Raw genomic sequence first — 24663 nt, 5'->3', positions numbered from 1 at the left:
CACCAGGTTCACAAGTACGACCCAGGTTCACATACCTGAACTCGAAGGGCCTGACGATGCGCCGTAGAACAGCCACCACCGTCGCCACGCTCAGCGTGGCCGCCCTGCTCGCGGGGTGTGGCAGCGGCAGCACGGCCTCGTCGGCCAAGGACCCGGACAAGCCCCTCGAGGTGTGGACCCGCTCGACCGAGGCGACGGCGAAGGTCTACGAGAAGATCTTCAAGTCCTTCACCGAGAAGACCGGTGTGCGGGTCGACTACAAGCCGATCTTCAACGACTTCGACAAGCAGGTGCAGCAGCGCGCCGCGTCGAAGGACCTCCCCGACGTCGTCATCACCGACACCGGCTCGCTCGGCAACTTCGTCAAGCAGGGCTGGACGACCGAGGTGAACCGCGGCGACGTCGAGGGCGGCTCCGACGTCGTCGACCGGGCGTGGAACAACGCCAAGGGCGCGGACGGCAAGTTCTACGCCATCCCCTACTCCACCCAGGCGATGGTCACGCTGATCCGCAAGGACTGGCGCGAGAAGCTCGGCAAGCCGATCCCCACGACGTGGGAGGAGCTCGACGACCTCGCGAGGGCCTTCACCCGCGACGACCCCGACGGCAACGGGCAGAACGACACCTACGGCATGCTCGTCCCCGGCACCACCGACCGCGGCTACCTCGCCTGGTGGGCGTCGAGCTACATCTGGCAGGGCGGCGGCGACATCCTGGAGGAGCAGGGCGACGGCAAGTTCCGCGTCGGCATCGACTCCCCGGAGTCGGTCAAGGCCGTCGAACGGCTGCGCAAGCTCTTCTGCGAGGACAAGGTCGTGCAGCCCGGCTCGCTGACGCTGGGCACCAACGACGCGCACCCGCTGTTCGAGGCCGGCAAGAGCGGCATCTACCTCACCGGCCCCTACATGATCGGCCGCTTCGACAAGTCGGTCGGCAAGGACAGGTACGAGGTCATCGCGTCCCCGCGCGGCCCGGCCGGTGCCACCGTGCTCGGTGAGGGCGAGAACATCTACCGGATGGCCGGCTCCGCGAAGACCGCCGACCAGGAGAAGCTCGCCGAGTACCTCATCACGCCCGAGGCGCAGCAGGCCGGCATGAAGGGCGACCCGCAGCCCGTGGTCCGCCTGCCCGTCAACAAGAACGTCGACGTCGACGCGACCTACGACGACCCGCGCTGGGCAACCGTGGCGGGCGTGTACTCCAGCGAGGCGCGGCCGTTCCCGAGCGTCCCGAACTTCGCGCCGTTCCGGCAGAAGACCTCGGAGACCTTGAACTCCATCCTCGCGAAGTGCCCCGCCGACTCCTCGGCCGAGCTGAGGTCGCTCGCGGAGGCGCTCAAGAAGGAGCTCGACAACCAGAAGGCGTCGAAGTGACGGCAGTGCGGTCACCCGGCGACACCCGAGACGTGGGCTTGACGGCTAGTGGCGGCGGTGCCGTCGAGACCCACCCCGTGAGGCGGCGCCGCCGGCGCCGCCTCACGGGAGCCACCTTCATCCCCTGGCTGTTCCTGCTCCCCGCCGCGCTGATCTTCCTGGTCTTCAAGTTCATCCCGATGGCAGAGGGCATCCGGCTCTCGCTGTACCAGGTGCGGCCGTTCCTCGGTGACATCTTCGTCGGGTTCGAGAACTACGCCACGATCCTGCGGGACGAGAAGTTCCTGACCGCCGGCTGGCACACCCTCGTGCTGGCCGGCGGTCAGACGGCCGGTGCGATGGTGATCGGCTTCTTCCTCGCGTTGTTGCTGGAAGGCCACACCAAGACGCTGTGGTTCGTGCGGTCCGCGGTGTTCCTGCCCGTCGTGGCGGCCACCGCGGTCATCGGTGAGATCTGGCGGCTCTTCTTCTACCCGGCACCGGAAGGCTTCCTCAACGAGCTCATCTCGTGGGTCGGGCTCGGCCCGTGGGAGTACATCCACGACCCCGGCACGTCGCTGGTGTCGGTGATGTTCGTCGGCATCTGGAAGCACGCGCCGTACGACATGGTGCTGATCCTCGCCGGTCTGGCCGGCATCGACCGCCGGCAGTACGAGGCGGCCGCGATCGACGGTGCCTCGACGCCCCAGCGGATCTGGAACGTGACACTGCCCGCGTTGCGGCCCGTCATCACGATCCTGCTGACACTGGCGGCGATCCGCGGCCTGCGCGTGTTCACCGAGGTGTACGTGCTGACCGGCGGCGGACCGGCCGGGTCGACCGACGTCTGGATGACCCGCGTCTACACCACCGCGTTCGAGCAGTCCGAAGCCGGCCTCGCCTCCGCTGGCTCCGTGCTGTTGTTCCTGGTTACCTTGCTTTTGACGGTCAGCGTGCAGTGGTACCGCCGCCGGAGGGAGGCGCGATGAGCAGCGTCAACTCAAGCCGTTTCGACAGCGCCCTCGGCTGGTCCACCCACACCGGCGCGTGGTTCAGCCGGGGTCTCCGCTTCGTCCTGAGCGCCCTCGCGGTGGTCCTCTTCTGCGGGCCGCTGCTGGTCATCTTCTCGGGCGCCTTCGACCACAACCCGGACCCGACGAAGCTGTCGGTGGTACCGGACGACCCGTCGCTGATCAACTTCCGGGTCGCGGCGGAGAACAGGATCTGGCACTACCTGGCCAACTCGCTGATCATCGCCGGCGGCGCCTTGCTGCTGCAGCTCGCGGTCAGCGTGTTCGCCGCCTACGCGCTGGCGCGCAAGAAGTTCCGCGGACAGGCCATCGCGCTGCTGGTCATCCTCGCCACGATGATGCTGCCGGAGGAGGTCATCGCGATCCCGCTGTCCCTGGTGATCGGCGACCTCCCGCTGCTGCACGTGAGCCTCAGGGGCACCCTGCTCGGCGTCATCCTCCCGTTGGGGGCGTGGGGTTTCTCCATCTTCGTCATGACGGAGTTCATGAGGGAGATCCCCGCGGAGCTGGAGGAGGCGGCCAAAGTGGACGGTGCGGGGGAGCTGCGGCTCTTCGCGCAGATCATCCTCCCGCTGTGCAGGCCGGCGCTGGGCGTCATCGCCGTGTTCGGCTTCAACATGATCTGGGAGCAGTACCTGCTCCCCCTGATCGTCGCCGCCGACCCCTCCGACTACACGCTCACGGTCGCACTGCTCGCGCTCCGCTCCGACGACATGGTCGGGACGGGGATCGTGCTGGCCGGTGCGTTGCTGGCGCTGGTACCGAGCCTGGTCGTGTACCTGTCGCTGCAGAAGTCCTTCCTGCGTGGGATCACCACGGGAGCGATCAAGGGATGAGTGCTGGTATGCAACTCGATGGTGTGCTGTTCTTTCCGGTGACCCCGTTCGACACCGAGGGAAACATCGCCTGCGACGTGCTCGCCGAGCACGTCAAGCACGGTGTGTCGGCCGGTCCGGGCGCGGTGTTCGTCGCCTGCGGCACCGGCGAGTTCCACGCGTTGGAGCTGGCGGAGTTCGAACGCGCGGTGGCGGTCGCGGTGGAGGCGACCGGCGGGCGGGTGCCGGTGTTCGCCGGTGCCGGTGGCTCGGTGGCGTTCACCAAGCAGTTCGTGCAGGCCGCCGAACGCGCCGGTGCCGACGGCATCCTGCTGCTGCCGCCGTACCTCGTGACGAACCCGGCCGCCGGCCTCGTGCGGTACGTGGCCGAGGTCGCGGGCGCCACGGAGCTGCCGATCATCGTGTACCAGCGCAACAACGCGCGGTTCACGCCGGACACCGCCGTCGAGGTCGCGTCGATCCCGAACGTCATCGGCCTCAAGGACGGCCTGGGCGACCTCGACCAGATGCAGCGCATCGTGCTCTCGGTGCGCGCCGGCGTCGACAAGCCGTTCCAGTTCTTCAACGGCCTGCCGACCGCGGAGATGACCCAGCTCGCCTACCGGGCCATCGGCGTCGAGCTGTACTCGTCGGCGGTGTTCTGCTTCGCGCCGGAGATCTCCCTCGGCTTCTACCAGGCCGTGCAGTCGGGGAACACCGAGCTGGTCAACCGGTTCCTGCACGAGTTCTACAAGCCGCTGGTCGAGCTGCGCGACCAGGTCCCCGGCTACGCCGTCGCCCTGGTGAAGGCGGCCGTGCGCGCGAACGGCCTCGACGTCGGCGGCGTGCGCGCGCCGCTGGTCGACCCGTCCGACGAGCACCTCGCCGCACTGGACAAGATCATCGCCGCGGGCAAGGCCCTGCTGGCCTGAGGGGACGGTCGCCGTGAAGATCACCGAGATTGTTCTGACACCGATCGCGTTCCGCGACCCGCCGCTGCTGAACTCGGCCGGTGTGCACGAGCCGTGGGCGCTGCGCACGATCGTCGAGGTGCACACCGACGAGGGCATCTCCGGGCTGGGGGAGACCTACGGCGACCTCGGGCACCTGGAGCGCTCGCGGTCCGTCGTCGGCTCGCTCGTCGGCCTGGACGTGTTCGCGCTCAACGAGATGCACGCGCGCGTCTCCGCCGTGCTCGGCGGCACCGTCGGGCTCGACAAGCACGGCCTGACCGGCCAGATCACCGCGGAGAGCACCGTCGACCGGGTGTTCTCGCCGTTCGAGGTCGCGTGCCTGGACATCCAGGGCAAGGCGCTGGGCCGCCCGGTGCACGACCTGCTGGGCGGCGCCGTCCGCCCGGCGGTGCCGTACTCCGCCTACCTGTTCTACAAGTGGGACGGGCACCCCGGTGCCGAACCCGACGAGTGGGGCGCGGCGGTCGACCCCGCGGGCATCGTGGCGCAGGCGCAGAAGATGATCGGGCAGTACGGCTTCGGGTCGATCAAGCTCAAGGGCGGCGTCTTCCCGCCGGAGCAGGAGGTCGAGGCGATCCGCGCGCTGCGCGAGGCGTTCCCCGGCCACCCGCTGCGGCTCGACCCGAACGCGGCCTGGTCCCCGGCGACGTCGCTGCGGGTCGCGGCCGAGCTGGACGGCGTCCTGGAGTACCTGGAGGACCCGACCGCGCAGATCGCCGGCATGGCCGAGGTGGCCGCGCAGGCGCCGATGCCGTTGGCCACCAACATGTGCGTGGTCGCGTTCGAGCACCTGCGGCCGTCGGTCGAGCAGGGTGCCGTGCAGGTGATCCTGTCCGACCACCACTACTGGGGCGGGCTGCAGCGGTCGCGGCAGCTGGGCATGATCTGCCAGACGTTCGGCATCGGCCTGTCGATGCACTCGAACTCGCACCTGGGCATCTCGCTCGCCGCCATGACGCACCTGGCCGCCGCGACGCCGAACCTGAACTACGCCTGCGACACGCACTACCCGTGGAACGCGGCCGACGAGGTCGTCGAACCCGGCGTGCTGTCCTTCGTGGACGGTGCGGTGCCGGTGCCCACCGCTCCGGGCCTGGGCGTGTCGCTCGACCGGGACGCGCTGGCCCGGCTGGCGGAGAACTACGAGCGGTGCGGCATCACGGCCCGTGACGACACGGGGTACATGCAGAAGTTCGACCCGAGCTACGAGAGGAAGCGCCCCCGGTGGTGAAGTCGGTTGTCCACGCCTACCCGTGGGACCTGATCGGTGATCCTGACGCCGTTGCGCGGTACCGGGACCTCGGTGTCGACGCGGTCGCCCTGGCCGCCTCGTACCACACGGTGCGGGCGGCGACCCCCTTGCACCCGGAGCACCGTCTGGTCGACGCGCGGCACGCGGCGCTCTACCTGCCCGTGCGCCCGGAGAAGTACGGGCGGCTCGTGCCGGCGGAACCGTCCTGGGTGGACGGTCCCGACTCGTTCGGCGAGGCGGCCGCCCTGGTCCGTGCGGCCGGGCTGCCGGTGTACGCGTGGACCGTGCTGACGCACAGCTCGCGGCTGGGCGACCTGCACCTGGACGTCACCGTGGTGAACGCGTTCGGCGACCGGTACCCGTACGCGTTGTGCACGGCGCAGCCCGACGTCGTGGAGTACACGTCGGCGCTGGTGTCGGAGGTGCTGGAGCTCGGCGCGCCGGACGGGGTCGTCCTGGAGGCCTGCGGGCCGCTGGGGTTCGTCCACGGCGGGCACCACGAGAAGACCGACGGAACCGACTGGAACGCGGTGCAGCAGAAGCTGTTGTCGCTCTGCTTCTGCTCGGCCTGCACCGCCCTGTACGCCGACCCGGACGCCGTGCGCGCAGCGGTGCGGGCTGGGGTCGACCGCGGCGCACCCGGCGTCGAGGAAGCGCTGGGTGCGCTCGCGGACGACGTCCGCGCGGTGCGCACGGGTGTGGTGCGGTCGTTGCGGCAACGCGTCGTCGGTGAGATCCGTGCCGCCGCGCCTTCCGTCCGGATCGGCATGCACGTGACGGCGGACCCGTGGGGCACCGGGCCGTTCGCGACCGTCGCCGGCGGGCTGGACGCGGACGTCGACGTGCTCACCACCATGTGCTGGCCGGGCCCGGAGGTCGCGGTGCCGGGCATCGAGGCGTTGCGCGCGGCCGCCCCGGACACGCGGATCGCCGCGTACGTGCTGGGACTGCCGCCGAAACCGGCCGACGGAGCGGCGCTGTCGAAGGAGTGGCTGGCGTACGCGGACGCGGGGGTTGAGGAGTTCCACCTCTACCACGGTGGACTGGCGTCGGCGGCCCGGCTGGAGGCGCTGCGCGAGGCGGTCGCGGCCGTTTCCCGGTAACTGTGAAGCGAACTCGCTGCAACCCGTTGTGAGCGCGGTTCCGTCCTTGGTGCATGAGGCACATCGGAACCGTAGTTGGCACTGGCGCCCTGCTGCTGGTGATGACCGCCTGTGGCAGTGCGCAGAACACCGGCACTGGAGCAGGTGGCGGTCCAACCTTGCCGACCGCCACCTCGTCCTCCTCGGAGGTGCCGCCGGGCATCGCGCCCGGTGAGGTGCCGCCCGACGGCACACCGGTGACGAAGCTGGACACCAACGCCCTGGCGTCGGACTACCCGCGCACCGCGTGGACCCAGGGTGATGGCAAGACCGTCACCGTCGTGGCCCAGGAGGCCGGGTGCGGCAAGGCCAGCGCGTCGGTGCTGGAGCAGTCGGCGTCGGTCGTGAAGATCGAGCTGCTGGAGACGCTGCCGCTCACCAAGCAGATGTGCACGATGGACATCCGCTTCCCCCCGCTGAAGGTGCAGCTGGACGAGCCCCTGGGTGAGCGCACGGTCGTGCTGACGTCGCGGCAGGAACAGAAGTAGACCTCCCTCCCCCGGTGCCCGGCCGGCACCTGCCCCGTCGGCCGGGCACCACCCGCGCTCAGCTCCGTTTGCAAGGATGGTGCGCATGAGAAACGTCGTCGCTGCCGTTGCTCTCGCTGTCGTGGTCGCCGGGTGCTCGTCCGGTGGCACGTCGAGCGCGCCGGGTTCGAGCTCCTCGTCCGGTGCCGCGCCGACCGGGACCTCCGCGCCCGGCACGTCGACGCCGGGGTCGAGCTCGCCCTCCGCCCCCGTGCAGCCGCCGGTGTCGATCTCGCAGGAGAAGCCGGTCGTGCCGCCGGACGTCACGCCGGTGCCTCAGGAGAAGGTCGACTCGACATCGTTGTCAGAGACCTTCCGCACCGAGGCCTACGTGTTCGGCGACGGTCGCGACGTCGAGGTCTTCGGCGTCGGCGGTGGCTGCAAGGAGGCCCGCGCCGAGGTGACCGCGCAGTCCGCCGAGGTCGTGCAGGTGACGCTGGTGACGATCACCAAGCAGCCGCCGGGCACGGTCTGCACGCAGGAGGTCCGCGAGGTCCCGCTGACCGTCCGCCTCGACGCGCCGCTGGGCGACCGCCGGCTCGTACTGGAGTCCCGCGAGGAGTCCGGCTGACGGCTGGGCCACTGATGTATGGACTTCGCCTGGGGGACCGCGAGCTGCACGTGCACGACGTCGGGGAGGGCGTGCCGGTCTTCTGGCACCACGGCACGCCCAACCTCGGCCTCCCGCCCGAGCCGTTGTTCCGGCCGGGTGTCCGCTGGCTCTCGTACGACCGGCCCGGCTACGGCACGTCGACCCCGCTGCCCGGTCGTTCGGTGGTGTCGGCCGCGACTGACATATCGCACATCGCCGACGAGCTCGGCCTGTCGGCGTTCGCGGTCGTCAGCTATTCCGGTGGAGGCCCGCACGCCTTGGTCGTGCCGCTCTGCTCGGTGACCGCGTCACCGCAGTCGTCGCCGCCGCGTGCCTGGCGCCGTTCGACGCCGCCGGCCTCGACCACTTCGCCGGCATGATCCCCTCCGGCTCGGCCTCGCTGCGTGCTGCGGCTGCGGGCCGTGCGGCGAAGGAGCAGCACGAGTCCTCCGGCGCCGAGTACGACCCGGAGTTCATCGAGGCCGACCTCGCCGTGCTGCGCGGTGACTGGTCGTGGTTCGAGCAGGTCGTCGGTCCCGCCCTCGCCAACGGCCCTGGCCCGCTCATCGACGACGACCTCGCCCACGTGACCCCGTGGGGCTTCGACCCGTCGGCCATCACCGCACCGACCGTGCTGCTGCACGGCGAACGCGACGGCATCGCCCCCGCCGCACACGCCCGCTGGCTGGCCGGCCGCATCCCCGGCGCCGAGCTCCGCCTGTTCGCCGACGACGGCCGCATCTCCGTGCTCACCCACGTGCCCGCCGTCCTCGACCAGCTCCTAGCTGCACCTTTGCAACGACTCTTTGGACGACGACCGCAAAAGAGTCGTTGCAAAGGGGTGGGCCAAGCAACGGCCGGGTCAACCGATATATCAGTTGGCCCGGCCGTTGAGGTGTTGCGGCAGCTCGGCTGGAAGCCGCTGTGCGAGCTAGCGGCGGAAGCTGATCTGCAGGGTCGGGGCGGAGGTCTCGGCGAAGAAGTCGTTGCCCTTGTCATCGACGACGACGAACGCCGGGAAGTCCTCGACCTCGATCTTCCAGACCGCCTCCATGCCGAGCTCGGGGTACTCCAGCACCTCGACCTTGCGGATGCAGTCCTGCGCCAGGCGTGCCGCCGGGCCGCCGATCGAACCGAGGTAGAAGCCACCGTGCGTGGCGCACGCGGACGTCACCTGCTTGGAGCGGTTGCCCTTCGCGAGCATCACCAGCGAGCCGCCCGCGGCCTGGAACTGCTCGACGTAGGAGTCCATGCGGCCGGCGGTCGTCGGGCCGAACGACCCGGAGGCGTACCCCTCCGGCGTCTTGGCCGGGCCCGCGTAGTAGACCGGGTGATCCTTCAGGTACTGCGGCATCTCCTCGCCGGCGTCGAGGCGTTCCTTGATCTTGGCGTGTGCGATGTCGCGAGCCACGACCAGCGGACCGGTCAGCGACACGCGGGTCTTCACCGGCAGCTGGGTGAGGACCTCGCGGATCTCGGCCATCGGGCGGGTGAGGTCGATGCGGACGACCTCGTCGGACAGGTCCTCGCCCTCGACCTCGGGCAGGAACTGGGCCGGGTCGCGTTCGAGCTGTTCCAGGAACACGCCCTCGGCGGTGATGCGGGCCTTGGCCTGGCGGTCCGCCGAGCACGACACCGCGATGCCGACCGGCAGGGACGCGCCGTGGCGGGGCAGGCGAATGACGCGCACGTCGTGGCAGAAGTACTTGCCGCCGAACTGGGCGCCGATGCCGAAGTTGCGGGTCAGCTCCAGGACCTGCTGCTCCAGGTCGCGGTCGCGGAACGCGTGGCCCGACGCCGAACCCTCCGACGGCAGGTTGTCGAGGTAGCGGGCCGACGCCAGCTTCGCGACCTTCAGGTTCTGCTCCGCAGACAGGCCACCGACCACCACCGCGAGGTGGTACGGCGGGCAGGCGGCGGTGCCGAGCGAGCGCAGCTTCTCGTCGAGGAACGACGCGAGGCGCTTCGGGTTCAGCACCGCCTTCGTCTCCTGGTACAGGAACGTCTTGTTCGCGCTGCCGCCGCCCTTGGCCATGAACAGGAACTCGTACACCGGGTCCTGGCCGGGCTTGTGGAACACCTCGATCTGCGCGGGCAGGTTGGTGCCGGTGTTCTTCTCGTCCCAGAACGTCAGCGGCGCCATCTGCGAGTAGCGCAGGTTGAGCTCCTGATAGGCCTCGTAGACGCCGCGGGCCAGGGCCTGCTCGTCGTCGCCGCCGGTCAGGACCGTCTCCGTGCGCTTGCCCATGATGATCGCCGTGCCGGTGTCCTGGCACATCGGCAGCACGCCGCCGGAGGAGATGGCCGCGTTGCGCAGCAGGTCCATCGCGACGAAGCGGTCGTTGCCGGACGCCTCGGGGTCGTCGATGATCTTGCGCAGCTGGGCGAGGTGCGACGGGCGCAGCAGGTGCTGGATGTCGCGGACGGCTTCCTTCGCGAGCAGCGTCAGGGTCTCCGGCGCGATCTCCAGGAACCTGCGGTCGCCGGCCTCGATCAGCTTCACCCCGTCGGAGGTGACGAGGCGGTACTCGGTCTCGGTGTCCTTCGCGAGCGGGAGGACGTCGGTGTACTCGAAAGTGGTGGGCACGGCGTACACAACTCCAACGGTGTGCAGTTCGGATCAGAAAACCGTACCGCCACCAAAGGGACGTACCACGCCCCGTCCACCGTGTTCTTCGCTACGGCTGCCGGAAACGCGGAAGGCCGGGGCAGCCCCCGGCTGCCCCGACCTTCCTCCGTGTGCGACGTCCGGCTCTCGGCGGGCGTCGCGTGGCTTGGTAACGCCCGACCGTGCCGTGCGTTGAGTCACAAGTCAATGCTCGCGGTCGCCTGAGATCCGACCGTGACACCACCTGGCCCAACGGGTCTCAGGAGGCGTATGCCCGCAGCTTCGCGGCCCTCTCGCCCTGGCGCAGCTTCGACATGACCTCGCGCTCGATCTGGCGCACCCGCTCGCGGGACAGGCCGAACCGCTTGCCGATCTGGTCGAGGGTGCGCGGCTGACCGTCTTCGAGGCCGTAACGCAGCCGGATCACGGCCTGCTCGCGCGGCTCCAGCGTGGCGAGCACGCGGCGCAGGTCGTCCTGCAGCAGGCCGGAGATGACGGCGCTCTCGGCGTCGGTCGCGTCCGAGTCCTCGATGAAGTCACCGAGGGGAGCGTCCTCCTCCGTGCCGACCGGCATGTCGAGCGATACCGGGTCACGGGCGTGGTCGAGCAGGTCGGAGACCTTGTCCACGGAGATGCCCGACTCCTTGGCGAGCTCCTCGTGCGTGGCCTCGCGGCCCAGCGACTGGTGCAGGTCGCGCTTGATCCGCGCGAGCTTGTTCACCTGCTCGACCAGGTGGACGGGGAGGCGGATGGTGCGGCCCTGGTCGGCCATGCCGCGGGTGATGGCCTGGCGGATCCACCACGTCGCGTACGTCGAGAACTTGAAGCCCTTGGTGTAGTCGAACTTCTCCACCGCGCGGATCAGGCCCAGGTTGCCCTCCTGGATCAGGTCCAGCAGCGGCATGCCGCGGCCCGTGTAGCGCTTCGCGAGCGACACGACGAGGCGCAGGTTGGCCTTGAGCAGGTGGTCCTTGGCACGGCGGCCGTCGCGGACGAGCTCCCCCAGCTCTTCGCGACGGGTGGGAGTCAGGCGCTTGGCCGTCTCCAGGACGTGGTGGGCGAACACGCCCGCCTCGATGCGCTTCGCGAGGTCGACTTCCTCCTCGGCGGTGAGCAGCGCTGTCTTGCCGATTCCGTTCAGGTAGACTCGAACGAGGTCGGCCGCTGGCCCCTGAGCGTCGAGGTCGGCTGCTTCGACGGCGGTGTTGTCTCCGACTTCACGGTCGAAGATCCTGGTGACGGTCATGGATCTCCCTCCCCCTGCTGCGGGCGACGCGGTCGCGGGCACGGTGGTCAAGGCGGCGCGGCGCTGCGCCCTGGTGCCGGTTCGCGGCGGGCCCGCTCTGTGGATCCCATCGCTTGCTGGCTCTCATCCGGGGTAACGAACCGGATTCCGAATTCGTTCCCGACTTCCTGACCTGAAGACGTCGCCGCTGTCACAACGGTTGCGCGAGTAATCTGAGGATTGGCTGAGAAGCCTTTCCTCAGACCTCCACGAGCACCGTGAACGGACCGTCGTTCACGCTCCGCACCTTCATCTCCGCCCGGAAACGTCCCGTTTCGACCCGTGCGCCCATTTGGCGCAGCTCCGCCACGACGGCGTTCACCAACGGTTCCGCGTGCTCGGGCCGCGCGGCCGCCGTCCAGGACGGGCGGCGGCCCTTGCGCGTGTCCCCGTAGAGGGTGAACTGGCTGACGACCAGCAGGGGAGCGCCGGTCGACTCGCACGACTGCTCGTCATCGAGGATCCGCAGCCCGTGCAACTTGCGCGCCATTTTGGCGGCGTGGGCCGCCGTGTCGTCGTGGTGGACGCCGAGCAGGACCAGCAATCCGGGCTCGGTGATCGCCCCGACGACCTCCCCTTCGACTTCCACACTCGCCTCTGTGACGCGCGCCACAACGGCTTTCACGCGGGAATCAACATTCCGTGCCGGATGAGATCACGAACGATCGGCAACGCGGCTTCCGAATCGATTTCTCCATACGCGAACTCCAGCAACGCGAGCAGGTCCGCCAACGGCAGCGCACCCGTGCACCCGGCGACGAGCTTGGCCGTCGCCTCGTCCACCTCGTGCTGCCAGCCTGGCCCGTCGGTGCGGTGCAGCCGGGCCACGACCTTGCGCCAGCCCTCCTCGCCCGCCTCGGACACCTCCTCCAGCAGCACGGTGTCCGCGACCCGGAACGTCCGGTCCAGCAGGTCGGGGTTCGCGCGCAGCCACGCCACGTTGTCGAGCCACCGCGCCGCCTCCGGGCCCAGCGGGTCGTCGAACGCGTGCCGCAGGTCCTCGCACACGACCTCGGAGTGCAGCTCGTCGGTGCGCCGCAGCGTCACGTACCCGAAGCCGACCCCCTGGACGTCGTTCTCCTCGAACCAGTCGAGCCACGCGGCGGCCTTCGCCCGCCCCTCCGGACTGCGCGGGTCGACGCCCGCGTCCTTGAGCCACGTGCCGACGTACAGCGCCGGCTCCGCGATGTCGCGCTGCACGAACCACGCGTCCACACCGCCGCGGGGGAGCCAGCCGGAGACGCGCTCCTCCCAGTCCTCGCCCTTGCGGTGCAGCCAGGACGCGAGCAGCTGCCCCACGCCGCCCTCGTTGAGGAACGCGGGCAGCTGCCGGATCACCAGCGCCGACGCGTCGTCACCGCCGAGACCGGAGTCGCGGTAGACGTAGTCGACCCGCGGCGGCCCGACGACGAACGGCGGGTTGCACACGACCTGGTCGAACCGCCGGTGGCGCACCGGGCCGAACCACTCGCCCTGCAACGTCTCCACGTCCAGCCCGTTGATGCGGAACGTGCCCTGTGCGAGCCGTAGCGCGCGCTCGGACAGATCGGTGGCCGTGATGCGTTCGGCGTGCTTGCTGGCGTGCAACGCCTGGACACCGCAGCCGGTGCCGAGGTCGAGCAGCGAGCCGACCGGGGTGCGCCGGGTGGCGCGGGCGAGGCTGATCGAGGCGTGGCCGACGCCCAGGACGTGGTCCTCGGGCACGGAACCGCCGCGCAGGTCGGAGTCGAGGTCGGCGATGACCCACCAGTTGTCCTCGTAGGGCCGCACGTCCAGCCCGGCGGTCAGCTCGCTCGTCAGCACCTCGTTCGCGACGAGGTCGTCGATGTCGGTCCCGGCCAGCGCCCTGCGGACGTCCTGCTCGGGTTCGGTGTCGCCGAGCAGGAACAGGCGGATCAGCGTGCCGAGGGTCCCGGCGTCCCTGCTGGCGCGGCGGGCGGGTTCCGGCTCGCCCCTGCCGAGGGCGGCGTGGGCCTGCGGGCCGAGCGCGTCGACCACGCCGTCCGCGGTGTAGCCGGCGTTCTCGAAGGCCTCGCGCAGGCGGGCGCACAGGTCGGCGGAAAGATCAGGGTGCACGGCTGCACATGTTTTCACGGCACCGGGATCAGCGCGTGGCCGACAGCCTCATCACCGACAGCGCGATCGCCATCGCCAGCCGCTGGTCCGGGTCGTCGAGCGGAAGCGGTGTCACCTCCGCCATCTTCTGCATGCGGTACCGCAGCGTGTTCGGGTGCACGTTGAGCTCCCGCGCGGCGGCCCGCACGTCACCCTGGGCTGCGAGCCACGCCTTCAGCGTCGATGCGTAGTTCGTCCCGAACTCCTCGTCGTGTTGCAATATATTGGATATCGGTCCACGGGTCGGCAGCCGTCCGGCGTCGGCGACGGCCGCGAGCCGGTGCAGCAGCACCCGTGCCCACGCGTCGTCGTACACGACCGGCTCACCCGTCGACAGCGCCAGGCACTCGTCGGCCTCCTGGCGCGAGGTCGGCAGCTGCGTCGCCTCGGCCGGCCCGCCGACACCGGCCAGCACCGTCGCCTCCGCCGGCAGCTCCCGCACCAGCGAGCGCACCCAGTCGACGGCGTCGTCGGCGGCGGGGATCACCGTGTAGAGGACGTTGCCGAACAACGCGCTGCGCCCCGGCCGCGACCAGCCGAAGCCCGCGGTCGCCCGCTGGAACGCCAGCACCGCCGCCCCGTGCTCGCCCTCGCCCGCGTGCGCCTGCACCGCGATCACCCGCAGGTCCGCCGACGGCAGGCCGAGCCGGGCGACGTCCGCGGACTCCGGGTGTTCGAGCAGCCGGATGACCAGGTCGGCCTCCGCCTGGCGTTCGAGGTCGGTCGAGGCACGCGAGCGCAGCAGGTGCAACGCGGCTGTGCGCGCGCCGTCCACCAACGCCGCCGTGCGGGCCGCGTCGACCGGGCCGGTCACCTCCACCCACACCGAACCGAGCAGCTCGCGTCCGGCGCGCACGGCGGCCACCAGGCGGTTGCCCAGCTGCGGGGTCAGCTTGGGCACGAAGATCGGTTCGTCGGACGAGGCGAGGTGCGTGAAGACGCCGTACTCGTCGAGCGCGCGCCGGGCCTCCTCCGGCACCCGGCGGCCCAGGATGGTCTGCACCCGCACCGGGTCGACGTCCTGCTGGCGGTAGGAGTAGGCGAGCACGCGGGACTGCTGGTCCTCGATCGTCACCGGTCCGCCGACCACGCCCGCGATGACGTCGGCCAGCCCGAACAGGTCACCGGTGCGCGTGCCGCCGTTGACCAGTGTCTGCGTCACGTTCGCGAGCTGGCTCCACGGCACCGAGGGGTCCACGAGCAGCACGGCCGCGCCGGACTTCTTCGCGGCGACCACGACCCGTTCGTCCAGCGGCGGCCTGCCGTGCAGCACCACCGCGGAGGCCGCGGTCGACGACACCAGCCTGGCCGCCGCGGCGACCGACGGCGTGCCCAGGCCCAGCAGCACGTCCCCCGCGGCGGCGGGCGTGTTCTCGGCCGGGTCGTGCAGGGCGACCCCGCGCAGCTCGGCGGCGCGGCCCCTCGGCGCGCACGCCAGGTGCGTGCCCAGGCTGCCGAGCACGTCCACGAGGCGATCAAGGGCGACCACCCGCGGATGTTAACCGCCGACCGGCCGTCCCGGTCGTCACTCGGACGTGCGACCATGGATGCCGGAGGTGGTGTCGTGAGCAGTCCAGACCGGAACGACACCCCGGTGTTGATCACCGAGGCGGCCCCGTCCTACGAGGAACAGCACGCCGCCCGGCGCCGCAAGTACGCGATCATGATGAGCCTGCGCTTCCCGTGCCTCATCCTCGCGGCGCTGTTCGCGCACACGTGGTGGCTCGCGCTGTTCTTCATCGTGCTGTCCGTGCCGTTGCCGTGGATGGCCGTGCTGATCGCGAACGACCGGCCGCCGCGCAAGTCCGAGAAGGTGAACCGGCACCAGGTCGAACGCCGCGCGATCGCACCGAAGAGCACGACCGTCATCGACGGTTAACGGGGCGGCTGGGCGCCGACGACGGCGACCGCCCGCGAACCCGCGCGCACGCCACCGAGCAGCGCGTCGCGCTTGGACGCACCCGAGAGCCACGCCGCGAGGAACCCCGCGTCGAACGCGTCACCGGCACCGGTCGAGTCGACGCACTCGGCGCGCTCGGCCGGAACCGACACGATCTCGTCGGCGTCGACCCACGAGGCACCGTCCGGGCCGGAGGTGACCACGACGGTCCCGACGTGCGAGAGCAGCTGCTTGGCCGCGGCCGGGTCGGGTGAGCCCGCCAGCGCCGCCAGCTCGTCGGCGTTGGGCATCAGCACGTCGACGCCCCGCACGTCCTCCAGGAACCACGGCGTGGCCTCGATCAGCACCGCGGCCTGCGGGTCCACCGACGTGGTCCAGCCGGCCGCCCGCGCCGCCGCCAGCGCCGCCAGCCCGGCGGGCCGCGAGGTGGCGTCGAGCAGCACGTAACCGGACAGGTGCAGGTGGCCGTCCGCGCCCGCGAGCAGGCCGGGGTCGAGGTCGGCGGGGGAGAACCGGGCGTTCGCTCCGCGGTCGGGCAGCATCGAGCGCTGGCCGTTCTCGTCGACCAGCACGACCACGCAGCACGTCGCGAGGTCCGGGTCGACCGCGAACGCGCACCGCACACCCGCGGCGGTCAGCTCGGCGTGCACCTGCCGTCCCGCCGAGTCGGCGCCCACGCGCGCGACCAGCACCGGCGACGCACCGCACGCGGCCAGCCACACGGCCGTGTTCGCGCCCGCGCCGCCGGGTTCGATCGTCACCTTCGCGCGCACGTCACCGCCGTGCGCGATGGGGCCGGAGTGGCGGGCGACGACGTCCAGGCCGGCATCGCCGACCACGACGACCGGCCTCACCGGCACAGCTCCACCGCGACCTCGGCCGCGACCTGGACGTTGCTGACGACGAGCTCCTCGTTCGCGTCGAGGCTCACGCCCCCGCTCGCGGTGTGGAAGTGCTCCAGCAGCACCGGCGTGACGTCCTTGCCGCGCACGTCGCCGTCGACGAGCTTCCGCAGGCCCTCGGCGAGCAGCCGGTCGTGCAGCCCGGCGTCCATCTCGAACGCCTCCGGGATCGGGTTGACCAGCAGCATGCCGCGCTCGCCCGCCGCGAACACCGCGGCCGCCTGCTTCGCGTCCTCGACCCGCCACGGCACGCCGAACTCCGACTCGCGCCGGTAGAACGCGGGGAAGCGGTCGGTCCGGTAGCCGACGACCGGCACGGACCGGGTCTCCAGCACCTCCAGCGTCGCGCCCATGTCGAGGATCGACTTCACCCCGGAGGACACCACGAGCACCGGCGTCGTCGCGACCACGTCGAGGTCGGCCGAGACGTCCCACGTCTCGTGCGCGCCGCGGTGCACACCGCCGAGGCCGCCGGTGCCGAACACGCGGATGCCGGCTCGATGGGCGAGCGCGGTCGTGGACGCCACGGTCGTGGCACCGCTGCGGCCGAGCGCGCAGGCGGCGCCCAGGTCGCGCAGGGACAGCTTCAGCAGCTCCTCGGAGCAGACCCGCTCCAGCTCGGCGGTGGTGAGGCCGATGTGCGGCACGCCGTCGAGCACGGCGATCGTGGCCGGGACGGCACCAGCCTCCCGCACCACGCGCTCCAGGCGTGCGGCGACGGTCAGGTTGCGCGGGGCGGGCAGCCCGTGGGACAGGATCGTGCTCTCAAGTGCGACGACCGGCCGGTTCTCGGCCAGTGCGGCGGCAACTTCCTCAGCGATGTGCAGCGTAGTCACGAGAGGGCATCTTCCCAGGTACTCTGGGCGGGTGAGCACCCAGACTCTCCCCGAGGTCGACGTACGGCCGGATGAGACCGACCAGTCCTCGGACGACGCCCCGAAGATGTTCCACTACGTGCGCAAGGCGAAGATCGCCGAGAGCGCCGTGATGGGCACCCACGTGGTCGCACTGTGCGGCGAGGTCTTCCCGGTCACGCGGTCGCCGAAGCCCGGTTCGCCGGTGTGCCCGGACTGCAAGAAGATCTACGAGAACCTGCCCGAGGGCGGCGGCGAGGAGTAGCCCTCCTGTCCTGCGACGCGAGCCCCGGCGCCTGCTGCTCAGGCGCCGGGGCTCGCCTGCGTCGCGGACCTGTCAGGGGCCGCTGGTGCGTTCGCGTTCCTGCTTGACGGCCTGGACCGGTAACGGTGTCGTGAGCTGCGTGTCGGCGGGAGAGGGCGCGGTGTGGGCGGTCTGCTCCGGCCTGGCCGGCCGGGGCCGCGCGGCCTCCTCGCGGATGCGCGACGCGGCGCGTTCCAGCTCCAGGCGGCGCCACCGGCGGCGCTGGCGGCGGGTCATCTTCGCGGGCCACATGTCCTGGATGGCGCTGTTGAAGTACGCGCCGATCGTGATCGCCAGGCCGATGAAGAACACGAACAGCAGGAACGCGATCGGCGTCGCCAACGCGCCGTAGGTGTAGCCGGTAGTGGTGATCCACTGGATGTACAGGCGCAGGCCGATCGACGACAGGATGAACACCGCCATCGCGAGGACCGCGCCGGGCAGCACCCGGTGCCACGGCAGCTTCCGCGGCAGGGCGAGCTTGTAGAGCATCGACAGCGACAGCACGAGCAGCAGCCCCACACCGGGGTAGTAGAAGCGGCTCACCCACGTCTCGACGTAGGGCTGCCACGACGCCGGGAACAGCTGCGGCAGGATTTCCGGGCCCAGTGCCAGCACCGGCAGGCCGACCACCAGCGCGACCAGCGACACCATGTACAGCAGCAGGGCGAACAGGCGCTGCCACAGTTCGTTGCGCACGCCGTACTGGCCGTGCGCGACCGTGATCGCGTCCACGAACGACGACATCGCCGAAGACCCCGCCCACAGCGAGATCAGGAAGCCGATGGAGACGATCTCGCCCTTGCCGGTGCTCAGGATCTCGGTGACCGTCGGCTGGATCACCCCGTTCACCACGTCCCCGCTGAAGATCGTCCGGGTGAACCCGATGATCCTGTCCTGGACGGCGCTCACGACCGCGGAGCCGAACCAGTCGCCGAGGTAACCCATGGCGCCCAGCACTCCGAGCAGCAGCGGGGGGAACGAGAGCGTCTGCCAGAACGCGGCCTCGGCGGCTTCTGAGAAGATGTTTCCCTGCCACGCCTTCGACAGCGTGCGCGCCAGTAGACGCAGCGGCGTCTTGCGGCCGGACCTGCGTGCGTCGTTGTCGGTAGGCGAGCCCATCGCAAGGTCAAGCATGGTGCATGTGGCCACGTTTCGCGGCATCGGCGTCCGGAACAGGTAGGGTCGGGGTGCCCTCGGCGACGGCCTGCCTGAGGGCAGTTTTGTGTCGAAACCACGTTCGACCTGCGCAAACGAGGAGAAACACGTCTGTGACAGCGACAGCGACAGCGACAGCAGCAATGCGACCGCTGCGGGCATGGCAACGCCGCGCGCTGACCAAGTACCTGGCGGCGAAGCCCCAGGACTTCCTCGCCGTCGCCACGCCCGGTGCGGGGAAGACGACCTTCGGCCTCCGGGTGGCGGCCGAGCTGCTCGCCGACCGCACGATCGAGGCCGTCACGATCGTCACGCCCACCGAGCACCTCAAGCACCAGTGGGCGAAGTCCGCGGCCGAGCAGGGCATCGCGATCGACTCGAACTTCCGCAACACCAACGCGATCACCTCCCGCGACTACCACGGTGTCGCGGTCACGTACGCCCAGGTCGCCGCGCACCCGTCGCTGCACCGGGTGCGCACGGAGAACCGCAAGACGCTCGTGCTGCTCGACGAGATCCACCACGGCGGTGACGCGAAGTCGTGGGGTGACGCGATCCGCGAGGCGTTCACGCCCGCCGTGCGCCGGCTGTGCCTGACCGGCACGCCGTTCCGCTCCGACGACTCGCCGATCCCGTTCGTGCAGTACGAGGAGGGCGCGGGCGGGTTCAAGACCTCGAAGGCCGACCACACCTACGGCTACTCCGACGCGCTGCGCGACGGCGTCGTCCGGCCCGTGCTCTTCATGGCGTACTCGGGTGAGGCGTCGTGGCGGACCAGCGCGGGCGAGGAGTTCACGGCACGGCTGGGCGAACCGCTCACCCAGGAGCAGACCGCGCGGGCCTGGCGCACCGCGCTGGACCCGGCCGGCGACTGGATGGCCTCCGTGCTGCGCGCCGCCGACCAGCGGCTCACGCAGAAGCGCGAGAACGGCATCCCCGACGCCGCCGGCCTGGTGATCGCGACCGACCAGGAGACGGCGAAGGCCTACGCGCAGGTGCTCCTGCGCGTGACCGGCCACACCGCGACCGTGGTCCTCTCCGACGACCCGAAGGCCTCCGGCAAGATCGCCGAGTTCGCCGCGACGAACGAACGCTGGATGATCGCCGTCCGCATGGTGTCCGAGGGCGTCGACGTCCCGCGGCTCGCGGTCGGCGTGTACGCCACGTCGTCGTCGACCCCGCTGTTCTTCGCGCAGGCCGTCGGACGCTTCGTGCGCGCCCGCAAACCCGGCGAGACCGCGTCGGTGTTCCTGCCCTCGGTGCCGATCCTGCTGCAGCTCGCGGCCGAGCTGGAGGCCCAGCGCGACCACGTCCTGGGCAAGCCGCACCGGGAGAAGGACGGCTGGGACGACGAGCTGCTCGCCGACGCGAACCAGACCAAGGACGAACCCGGCGAGGAGGAACGCGCCTTCACCGCGCTGGGCACCACCGCCGAGCTCGACCAGGTCATCTACGACGGTTCGTCGTTCGGCACGGCGGCGTTCGCGGGCTCGCAGGAGGAGCAGGAGTACCTCGGCCTGCCGGGGCTGCTGGAGCCCGACCAGGTGCGCACGCTCCTGTTGCAACGCCAGGAGGAGCAGCTCGCGTCAGCGGCCAAGCGCCCCAAGGCGGAAGCCCAGGTGCGGGAGGTGCGGACGGCCAGCGTCCAGGAACGGCTCGCCTCACTGCGCAAGGAGCTCAACACCCTCGTCGCCATGCACCACCACCGCACGAAGAAGCCGCACGGCAAGATCCACAACCAGCTGCGCGAGTACTGCGGTGGCCCGGTGACGGCGATGGCGAGCATCGAGCAGCTCGAAGAGCGGATCGCGACGCTCCGCTCCTGGTGAGCGCCGATATATCGGATATGGCACATCGCTGATCAGGCGATATGCCATATCCGGTATCCAGTATGCGATATCCCGTATGCGATATATCGCTCAAGCTCGGACGACGGCGACCGCGAGCGTGCTGTAGCTCGCGGTGAAGCCACCACCCATGGCGTCGATCGCGTTGCTGACGGCGTCGACGACGACATCGACCTTGTCGCGGGCGAGCGGCGTGAGCGAGCCCGTTGTGAGCATGAGGTCGAGGTAGCTGCCGGTCGTGTAGCTGTGCTCCCAGTCGGCACGCCACTGCTCGGCACCGCTGAACTCGCCGGTGGCCAGGAACGCGTCGGCGGTCCGGGTGCAGCCAGCCGCGTAGCTCTGCAGCGCCTGCTCGGCCGTGGTGCTGAGCTGGAACGGTGCGTCGGGCACGACGCGCCGGTACGCATCGGCGAAGGCCTGGGCAACCGGGTCCGGCGGCGTGAACACGTGCCACAGCGCGACGAACAACCCACCGGACCGCAGCACCCGCGCGACCTGAGCGGGGCCGACAGCGGGATCGACCCAGTGCCACGACTGGGCCGCGACGACGGCGTCGACCGTGCGGCCGGCCGGGTCCCAGCTCTCGAACGCCGCCGTCTCGACGATCACACCGGTGCCGCGGGCGAACTCGGCCATCCGCTCGTCGGGCTCGACACCGAGCACGGTGCAGCCCGCGTCCCGCAGTTGCCGGGCGGCGATGCCCGTGCCGCAGCCGACGTCGAGCACGCGCGGACCGGTGCCGAGGCCCGGGGCGGAGCCGGTGTCGGGGCCATGGCCAAAGCCCATGTCGGGATTCGCGCCGGAGCCAGTGGCGTAGCCCAGGCCGGAGTCTGTGTTGGGCCCGCGTTCGGAGGTTGCGCCGGAGCCCATGTCGAGACTGTGGCCGGAGCCCGTGTCGGAACCCCGGCCGGAACTCGCGTCGGGAACCCGGCTGGAGCCCATGGCGGAACTGCGGCCGGAACTCGCGTCGGGAACCCGGCCCAAGCCTGCGTCGAGACCCTGGCCCGAGCCCGTGTCGGAACTCGCGCTGGGGCTCCGGCCCGAGCCCGTGTCAGGACCGCGTCCGATGCGGGCGATCCGGTCGACCATCTCGGCGGGGTAGGGCGGGCGAGCGCGGTCGTAGCGGTCGGCGTCCGAGCCGAAGCTCTGCGACCACCCGGCTAGAGTGGGCATGTGCCCACCATAGTGGGCATGCGCCCACTTGTGAACCGAGCGAGGGTGGAGGCGCGAGCCGTGCCGACCGGGGTGCATCTGCGTGACGTGCGGGAACAGCTGTTCGGTGCGGCCGAGCAAGTGCTGCGCGAGGGCGGGCCCAGCGCGTTGACCAGCCGCGCGGTCACGGAGACCGCGGGCGTCGCCAAAGGTGTGTTGCACCGGCACTTCGCGGACTTCGACGCGTTCCTCGCCGCGTTCGTCGTGGACCGCGCGACCAGGACGGAACGACGGCTCGCGGAGCTGACCGCGGGTGAGGGGACGGTCGTCGGCAACCTGGCCGAGGCTGTCGAGGCGGTCTTCACGTCCGTCGCCGTGTCGGTGGTCGCGCTGATCACCTCCCGGGACGAGTTGCGCGCCCGGCTGCGTGACACCTGGCCCGCCGGGGTGCCGGTGCTGACCGAGGCGGTCGAGCTGATCGCGGCCTACCTCGCCGCGGAACAGCGGCTCGGCCGGGTCGAGGCCGGCGTCGAGGTCGACGGGCTGGCGCCGATGCTCATCGGCAGCGCCCACCTGTTGTTCGCCGACCGGCAGGCGCGGCCGGACGCGGAGAGCGTTCGACAGCTGGTTCGACGGGTCGTTCGACCGGCCGTCGATTCCTCGGCCGACAACTGATATCCGATATATCAGTACTGGTTGCAGTAGTGCCTTGGTAACGCTCTCACAACGCTCGGTAGCTAAATTGCGGCAGAGTTACCGCATCGTGACGACTTAATCGATGCAGTGTGGTTCCGGTCACGCGTATGTCGGGCATACGTTGTGCGCCACAACATTCTCTGTGACACAGCGCAGTGAAAGGGATGGCGGATGCGCAGCAAGACTCTCGCTTCCATCGCCGTTACCGCGGGCCTCGCCCTGGCGGTCTCGGCGTGCGGCGCCAACACGTCCTCCGGCACCGGGGGAAGCACCGAAACGAACTCTGGCAGCGGCAGTGGCGCGAAGGTCGGCGTGATCCTTCCTGAGACCGCCTCCTCCGCACGCTGGGAGGGCTTCGACAAGCCGCTCCTCAAGGCCGCTCTGGAGAAGGAGGGGCTCGTCCCCGACATCCAGAACGCCCAGGGCGACGTCCAGAAGTTCAGCACCCTCGCCGACGGCATGATCAACGCCGGCGTCAAGGTCCTGATCATCGCCACGCCCAACAGCGAGGTCGGCGCCTCCGTCGCCAAGAAGGCGCAGGCCCAGGGCATCCAGGTCATCGACTACGACCGCCTGAACACCGGTGGCTCCTCGTCCTACTACGTGTCGTTCGACAACGTGAAGGTCGGCGAGCTGCAGGGCCAGGGCCTCGCGGACGCGCTGAAGGCCGCGCCGCAGGGCGCGAACGTCATCGAGGTCGAGGGCGCGCCGACGGACAACAACGCGACCCTGTTCCACGAGGGGCAGCAGAAGGTCCTCAAGCCGCTCTACGAGTCCGGCAAGCTCAAGCTCGTGCAGTCCCAGCCGATCGACAACTGGGACAACCAGAAGGGTGGCCAGGTCTTCGAGCAGATCCTGACCTCCAACGGCGGCAAGGTGGACGGCGTCGTCGCCGCGAACGACGGCCTCGCCGGCGCGGTGATCACGGTCCTCAAGAAGGTCGGCCTGAACGGCAAGGTCCCGGTCACCGGTCAGGACGCCACCCCGGACGGTCTGCAGGCCGTGCTCCGCGGTGACCAGTACATGACCGTCTTCAAGCCGATCAAGGACGAGGCCGAGGCCGCCGCCAAGCTGGCCGCCGCCCTCGCCAAGGGCGACACGGCCGCCGCCGACGCCCTCGCGACCGGCACGACGAAGGACGGCAAGGCCAACCGCGACGTCAAGTCCGTGCTGCTCACCGCTCAGCTGATCACCAAGGACAAGGTCAAGTCCGTGGTCGACGCGGGCTTCGTCAAGGCCTCGGAGATCTGCGTGGCCGACACCCAGGCCGCCTGCACCGAGCTCGGCATCAAGTAGTAGGACCGCTTGCGTCCAGGCGGGGTGCGGACTGCGCACCCCGCCTCGGCGCGTGGTAACTCCGGAGGAACCCCCAGTGAGCGAGCCGATTCTCGAGCTGCGCGGCATCAACAAGAGCTTCGGTCCCGTGCACGTCCTGCACGACATCGACCTCGTCGTGAACCCCGGCGAGGTCACCGCCCTCGTCGGCGACAACGGCGCGGGCAAGTCGACGCTGGTCAAGTGCATTGCGGGCATCCACCCGACGGACTCGGGTGAGGTCCTTTTCAACGGCGAACCGGTGCACATCAAGGGCCCGCGCGACGCCGCAGAGCTCGGAATCGAGGTCGTCTACCAGGACCTCGCGCTGGCCGACAACCTCGACATCGTCCAGAACATGTTCCTCGGCCGCGAGCGCACCAAGGGCGGTCTGCTCGACGAGACCGACATGGAGCAGGCGGCGCGCAAGACGCTGGCGTCGCTGTCGGTGCGCACGGTGAAGTCGGTGCGCACGCAGGTCTCGTCGCTGTCCGGTGGTCAGCGCCAGACCGTGGCGATCGCCAAGGCCGTGCTGTGGAACAGCAAGGTCGTGCTGCTCGACGAGCCCACCGCCGCACTCGGCGTCGCGCAGACGCGCCAGGTGCTCGACCTGGTCCGCCGGCTCGCCGAGCAGGGCCTGGGCGTCGTCCTGATCAGCCACAACATGAACGACGTCTTCGAGGTCGCCGACCGCATCGCGTGCCTGTACCTGGGTCGCATGGCCGCCGTCGTGGGGTCCAAGGACGTCACGCACGGCCAGGTGGTCGAGCTGATCACCGCCGGACGTTCCGGTGACCTGGGCATCGCCCGCCCCGAGGCGGCGACGATCTGATGAGTTCCGAA

At 70.3% G+C, this 24663-nt stretch carries 24 protein-coding genes; 15 read left to right on the top strand and 9 right to left on the bottom strand.

Annotated elements, in window-relative coordinates; genetic code table 11:
- Nucleotides 1–56 precede the first annotated feature (56 nt).
- From AB0A63_RS33550 to AB0A63_RS33510, 9 genes are all read left to right on the top strand, one after another.
- Nucleotides 57–1373 (top strand): extracellular solute-binding protein, encoded by a 1317-nt coding sequence (locus tag AB0A63_RS33550; RefSeq protein ID WP_360398360.1) that lies wholly within the window; start codon nt 57–59, stop codon nt 1371–1373.
- Between the two features lie 77 nt (nt 1374–1450).
- Nucleotides 1451–2341, top strand: coding sequence for a sugar ABC transporter permease (locus AB0A63_RS33545; RefSeq protein WP_360398358.1), 891 nt, complete (start codon nt 1451–1453; stop codon nt 2339–2341).
- Complete coding sequence (locus AB0A63_RS33540; RefSeq protein ID WP_360398356.1) at nt 2338–3219, top strand: carbohydrate ABC transporter permease; 882 nt, start codon at nt 2338–2340, stop codon at nt 3217–3219. The genes AB0A63_RS33545 and AB0A63_RS33540 overlap by 4 nt, the downstream gene beginning before the upstream one ends.
- Before the next feature lie 8 nt (nt 3220–3227).
- A complete protein-coding gene (locus AB0A63_RS33535) occupies nt 3228–4130 on the top strand; it encodes a 5-dehydro-4-deoxyglucarate dehydratase (RefSeq protein ID WP_360398355.1) in 903 nt (300 codons plus the stop codon).
- 13 nt (nt 4131–4143) lie between these two features.
- Nucleotides 4144–5403, top strand: coding sequence for a glucarate dehydratase family protein (locus AB0A63_RS33530; RefSeq protein WP_360398353.1), 1260 nt, complete (start codon nt 4144–4146; stop codon nt 5401–5403).
- On the top strand, nt 5397–6527 hold the full coding sequence (locus tag AB0A63_RS33525) for a hypothetical protein (protein WP_360398351.1): 1131 nt from the start codon (nt 5397–5399) through the stop codon (nt 6525–6527). Before AB0A63_RS33530 ends, AB0A63_RS33525 begins: the two co-directional genes overlap by 7 nt.
- 158 nt (nt 6528–6685) lie before the next feature.
- Nucleotides 6686–7054 (top strand): hypothetical protein, encoded by a 369-nt coding sequence (locus AB0A63_RS33520; RefSeq protein ID WP_360398349.1) that lies wholly within the window; start codon nt 6686–6688, stop codon nt 7052–7054.
- An 85-nt stretch (nt 7055–7139) separates the two neighbouring features.
- Nucleotides 7140–7664 (top strand): hypothetical protein, encoded by a 525-nt coding sequence (locus AB0A63_RS33515; protein ID WP_360398347.1) that lies wholly within the window; start codon nt 7140–7142, stop codon nt 7662–7664.
- Between the two features lie 14 nt (nt 7665–7678).
- A complete protein-coding gene (locus tag AB0A63_RS33510) occupies nt 7679–8065 on the top strand; it encodes an alpha/beta hydrolase (RefSeq protein WP_360398345.1) in 387 nt (128 codons plus the stop codon).
- A 551-nt stretch (nt 8066–8616) separates the two neighbouring features.
- On the opposite strand, the gene AB0A63_RS33505 is transcribed toward AB0A63_RS33510, so the two are convergent.
- The 5 genes from AB0A63_RS33505 to AB0A63_RS33485 all read right to left on the bottom strand — a co-directional run bounded on the left by AB0A63_RS33505 (nt 8617) and on the right by AB0A63_RS33485 (nt 15182).
- Entirely contained in the window at nt 8617–10272 is a 1656-nt protein-coding gene (locus tag AB0A63_RS33505) for a fumarate hydratase (protein WP_360398343.1), read from the bottom strand.
- A gap of 280 nt (nt 10273–10552) precedes the next feature.
- Entirely contained in the window at nt 10553–11539 is a 987-nt protein-coding gene (locus tag AB0A63_RS33500; protein ID WP_360398341.1) for a sigma-70 family RNA polymerase sigma factor, read from the bottom strand.
- Between the two features lie 238 nt (nt 11540–11777).
- Nucleotides 11778–12203 (bottom strand): D-aminoacyl-tRNA deacylase, encoded by a 426-nt coding sequence (dtd, locus tag AB0A63_RS33495; protein ID WP_360398339.1) that lies wholly within the window; start codon nt 12201–12203, stop codon nt 11778–11780.
- Nucleotides 12200–13654, bottom strand: coding sequence for a methyltransferase (locus tag AB0A63_RS33490; RefSeq protein WP_360398337.1), 1455 nt, complete (start codon nt 13652–13654; stop codon nt 12200–12202). Before AB0A63_RS33490 ends, dtd begins: the two co-directional genes overlap by 4 nt.
- 28 nt (nt 13655–13682) lie before the next feature.
- Nucleotides 13683–15182, bottom strand: a complete 1500-nt coding sequence (locus AB0A63_RS33485) for a helix-turn-helix domain-containing protein (protein WP_360398335.1) — start codon at nt 15180–15182, stop codon at nt 13683–13685.
- Between the two features lie 54 nt (nt 15183–15236).
- Between AB0A63_RS33485 and AB0A63_RS33480 the strand changes: the two genes are divergently transcribed.
- A complete protein-coding gene (locus AB0A63_RS33480; RefSeq protein ID WP_360398333.1) occupies nt 15237–15572 on the top strand; it encodes a DUF3099 domain-containing protein in 336 nt (111 codons plus the stop codon).
- On the opposite strand, the gene AB0A63_RS33475 is transcribed toward AB0A63_RS33480, so the two are convergent.
- Both AB0A63_RS33475 and AB0A63_RS33470 read right to left on the bottom strand, forming a co-directional pair.
- Entirely contained in the window at nt 15569–16447 is an 879-nt protein-coding gene (locus AB0A63_RS33475; protein WP_360398331.1) for a sugar kinase, read from the bottom strand. The genes AB0A63_RS33480 and AB0A63_RS33475 overlap by 4 nt on opposite strands.
- Nucleotides 16444–17331, bottom strand: a complete 888-nt coding sequence (locus tag AB0A63_RS33470; protein ID WP_360398329.1) for a pseudouridine-5'-phosphate glycosidase — start codon at nt 17329–17331, stop codon at nt 16444–16446. Before AB0A63_RS33470 ends, AB0A63_RS33475 begins: the two co-directional genes overlap by 4 nt.
- 31 nt (nt 17332–17362) lie before the next feature.
- Here AB0A63_RS33470 and AB0A63_RS33465 point away from each other — a divergent pair, with 31 nt between their 5' ends.
- Nucleotides 17363–17614: a DUF3039 domain-containing protein gene (locus AB0A63_RS33465; RefSeq protein WP_360398327.1), complete on the top strand. Its 252-nt coding sequence runs from the start codon at nt 17363–17365 to the stop codon at nt 17612–17614.
- A 72-nt stretch (nt 17615–17686) separates the two neighbouring features.
- Here AB0A63_RS33465 and AB0A63_RS33460 read toward each other — a convergent pair whose 3' ends face one another.
- Nucleotides 17687–18790: a YihY/virulence factor BrkB family protein gene (locus AB0A63_RS33460; RefSeq protein ID WP_360398325.1), complete on the bottom strand. Its 1104-nt coding sequence runs from the start codon at nt 18788–18790 to the stop codon at nt 17687–17689.
- Between the two features lie 164 nt (nt 18791–18954).
- On the opposite strand from AB0A63_RS33460, the gene AB0A63_RS33455 reads away from it, so the two are divergent.
- The gene (locus tag AB0A63_RS33455; RefSeq protein WP_360398323.1) at nt 18955–20640 is read left to right on the top strand and encodes a DEAD/DEAH box helicase; all 1686 of its coding nucleotides are present in this window, start codon (nt 18955–18957) and stop codon (nt 20638–20640) included.
- A gap of 90 nt (nt 20641–20730) precedes the next feature.
- Here AB0A63_RS33455 and AB0A63_RS33450 read toward each other — a convergent pair whose 3' ends face one another.
- A complete protein-coding gene (locus AB0A63_RS33450) occupies nt 20731–21528 on the bottom strand; it encodes a class I SAM-dependent methyltransferase (protein ID WP_360398321.1) in 798 nt (265 codons plus the stop codon).
- A gap of 363 nt (nt 21529–21891) precedes the next feature.
- Between AB0A63_RS33450 and AB0A63_RS33445 the strand changes: the two genes are divergently transcribed.
- The 3 genes from AB0A63_RS33445 (at nt 21892) to AB0A63_RS33435 (ending at nt 24652) form a co-directional block, all read left to right on the top strand.
- Complete coding sequence (locus AB0A63_RS33445) at nt 21892–22485, top strand: TetR/AcrR family transcriptional regulator (protein ID WP_360398602.1); 594 nt, start codon at nt 21892–21894, stop codon at nt 22483–22485.
- Nucleotides 22486–22677: 192 nt separating this feature from the next.
- Nucleotides 22678–23802, top strand: coding sequence for a substrate-binding domain-containing protein (locus AB0A63_RS33440; RefSeq protein ID WP_360398319.1), 1125 nt, complete (start codon nt 22678–22680; stop codon nt 23800–23802).
- A 76-nt stretch (nt 23803–23878) separates the two neighbouring features.
- On the top strand, nt 23879–24652 hold the full coding sequence (locus AB0A63_RS33435) for an ATP-binding cassette domain-containing protein (protein ID WP_053738513.1): 774 nt from the start codon (nt 23879–23881) through the stop codon (nt 24650–24652).
- Nucleotides 24653–24663: the final 11 nt, after the last annotated feature.

The organism is Lentzea sp. NPDC042327 (assembly GCF_040647275.1).
GTDB lineage: Bacteria > Actinomycetota > Actinomycetes > Mycobacteriales > Pseudonocardiaceae > Lentzea.
Note: the sequence above shows the minus strand (reverse complement) of the source record. Positions and strands in the feature narration are given on the sequence as shown.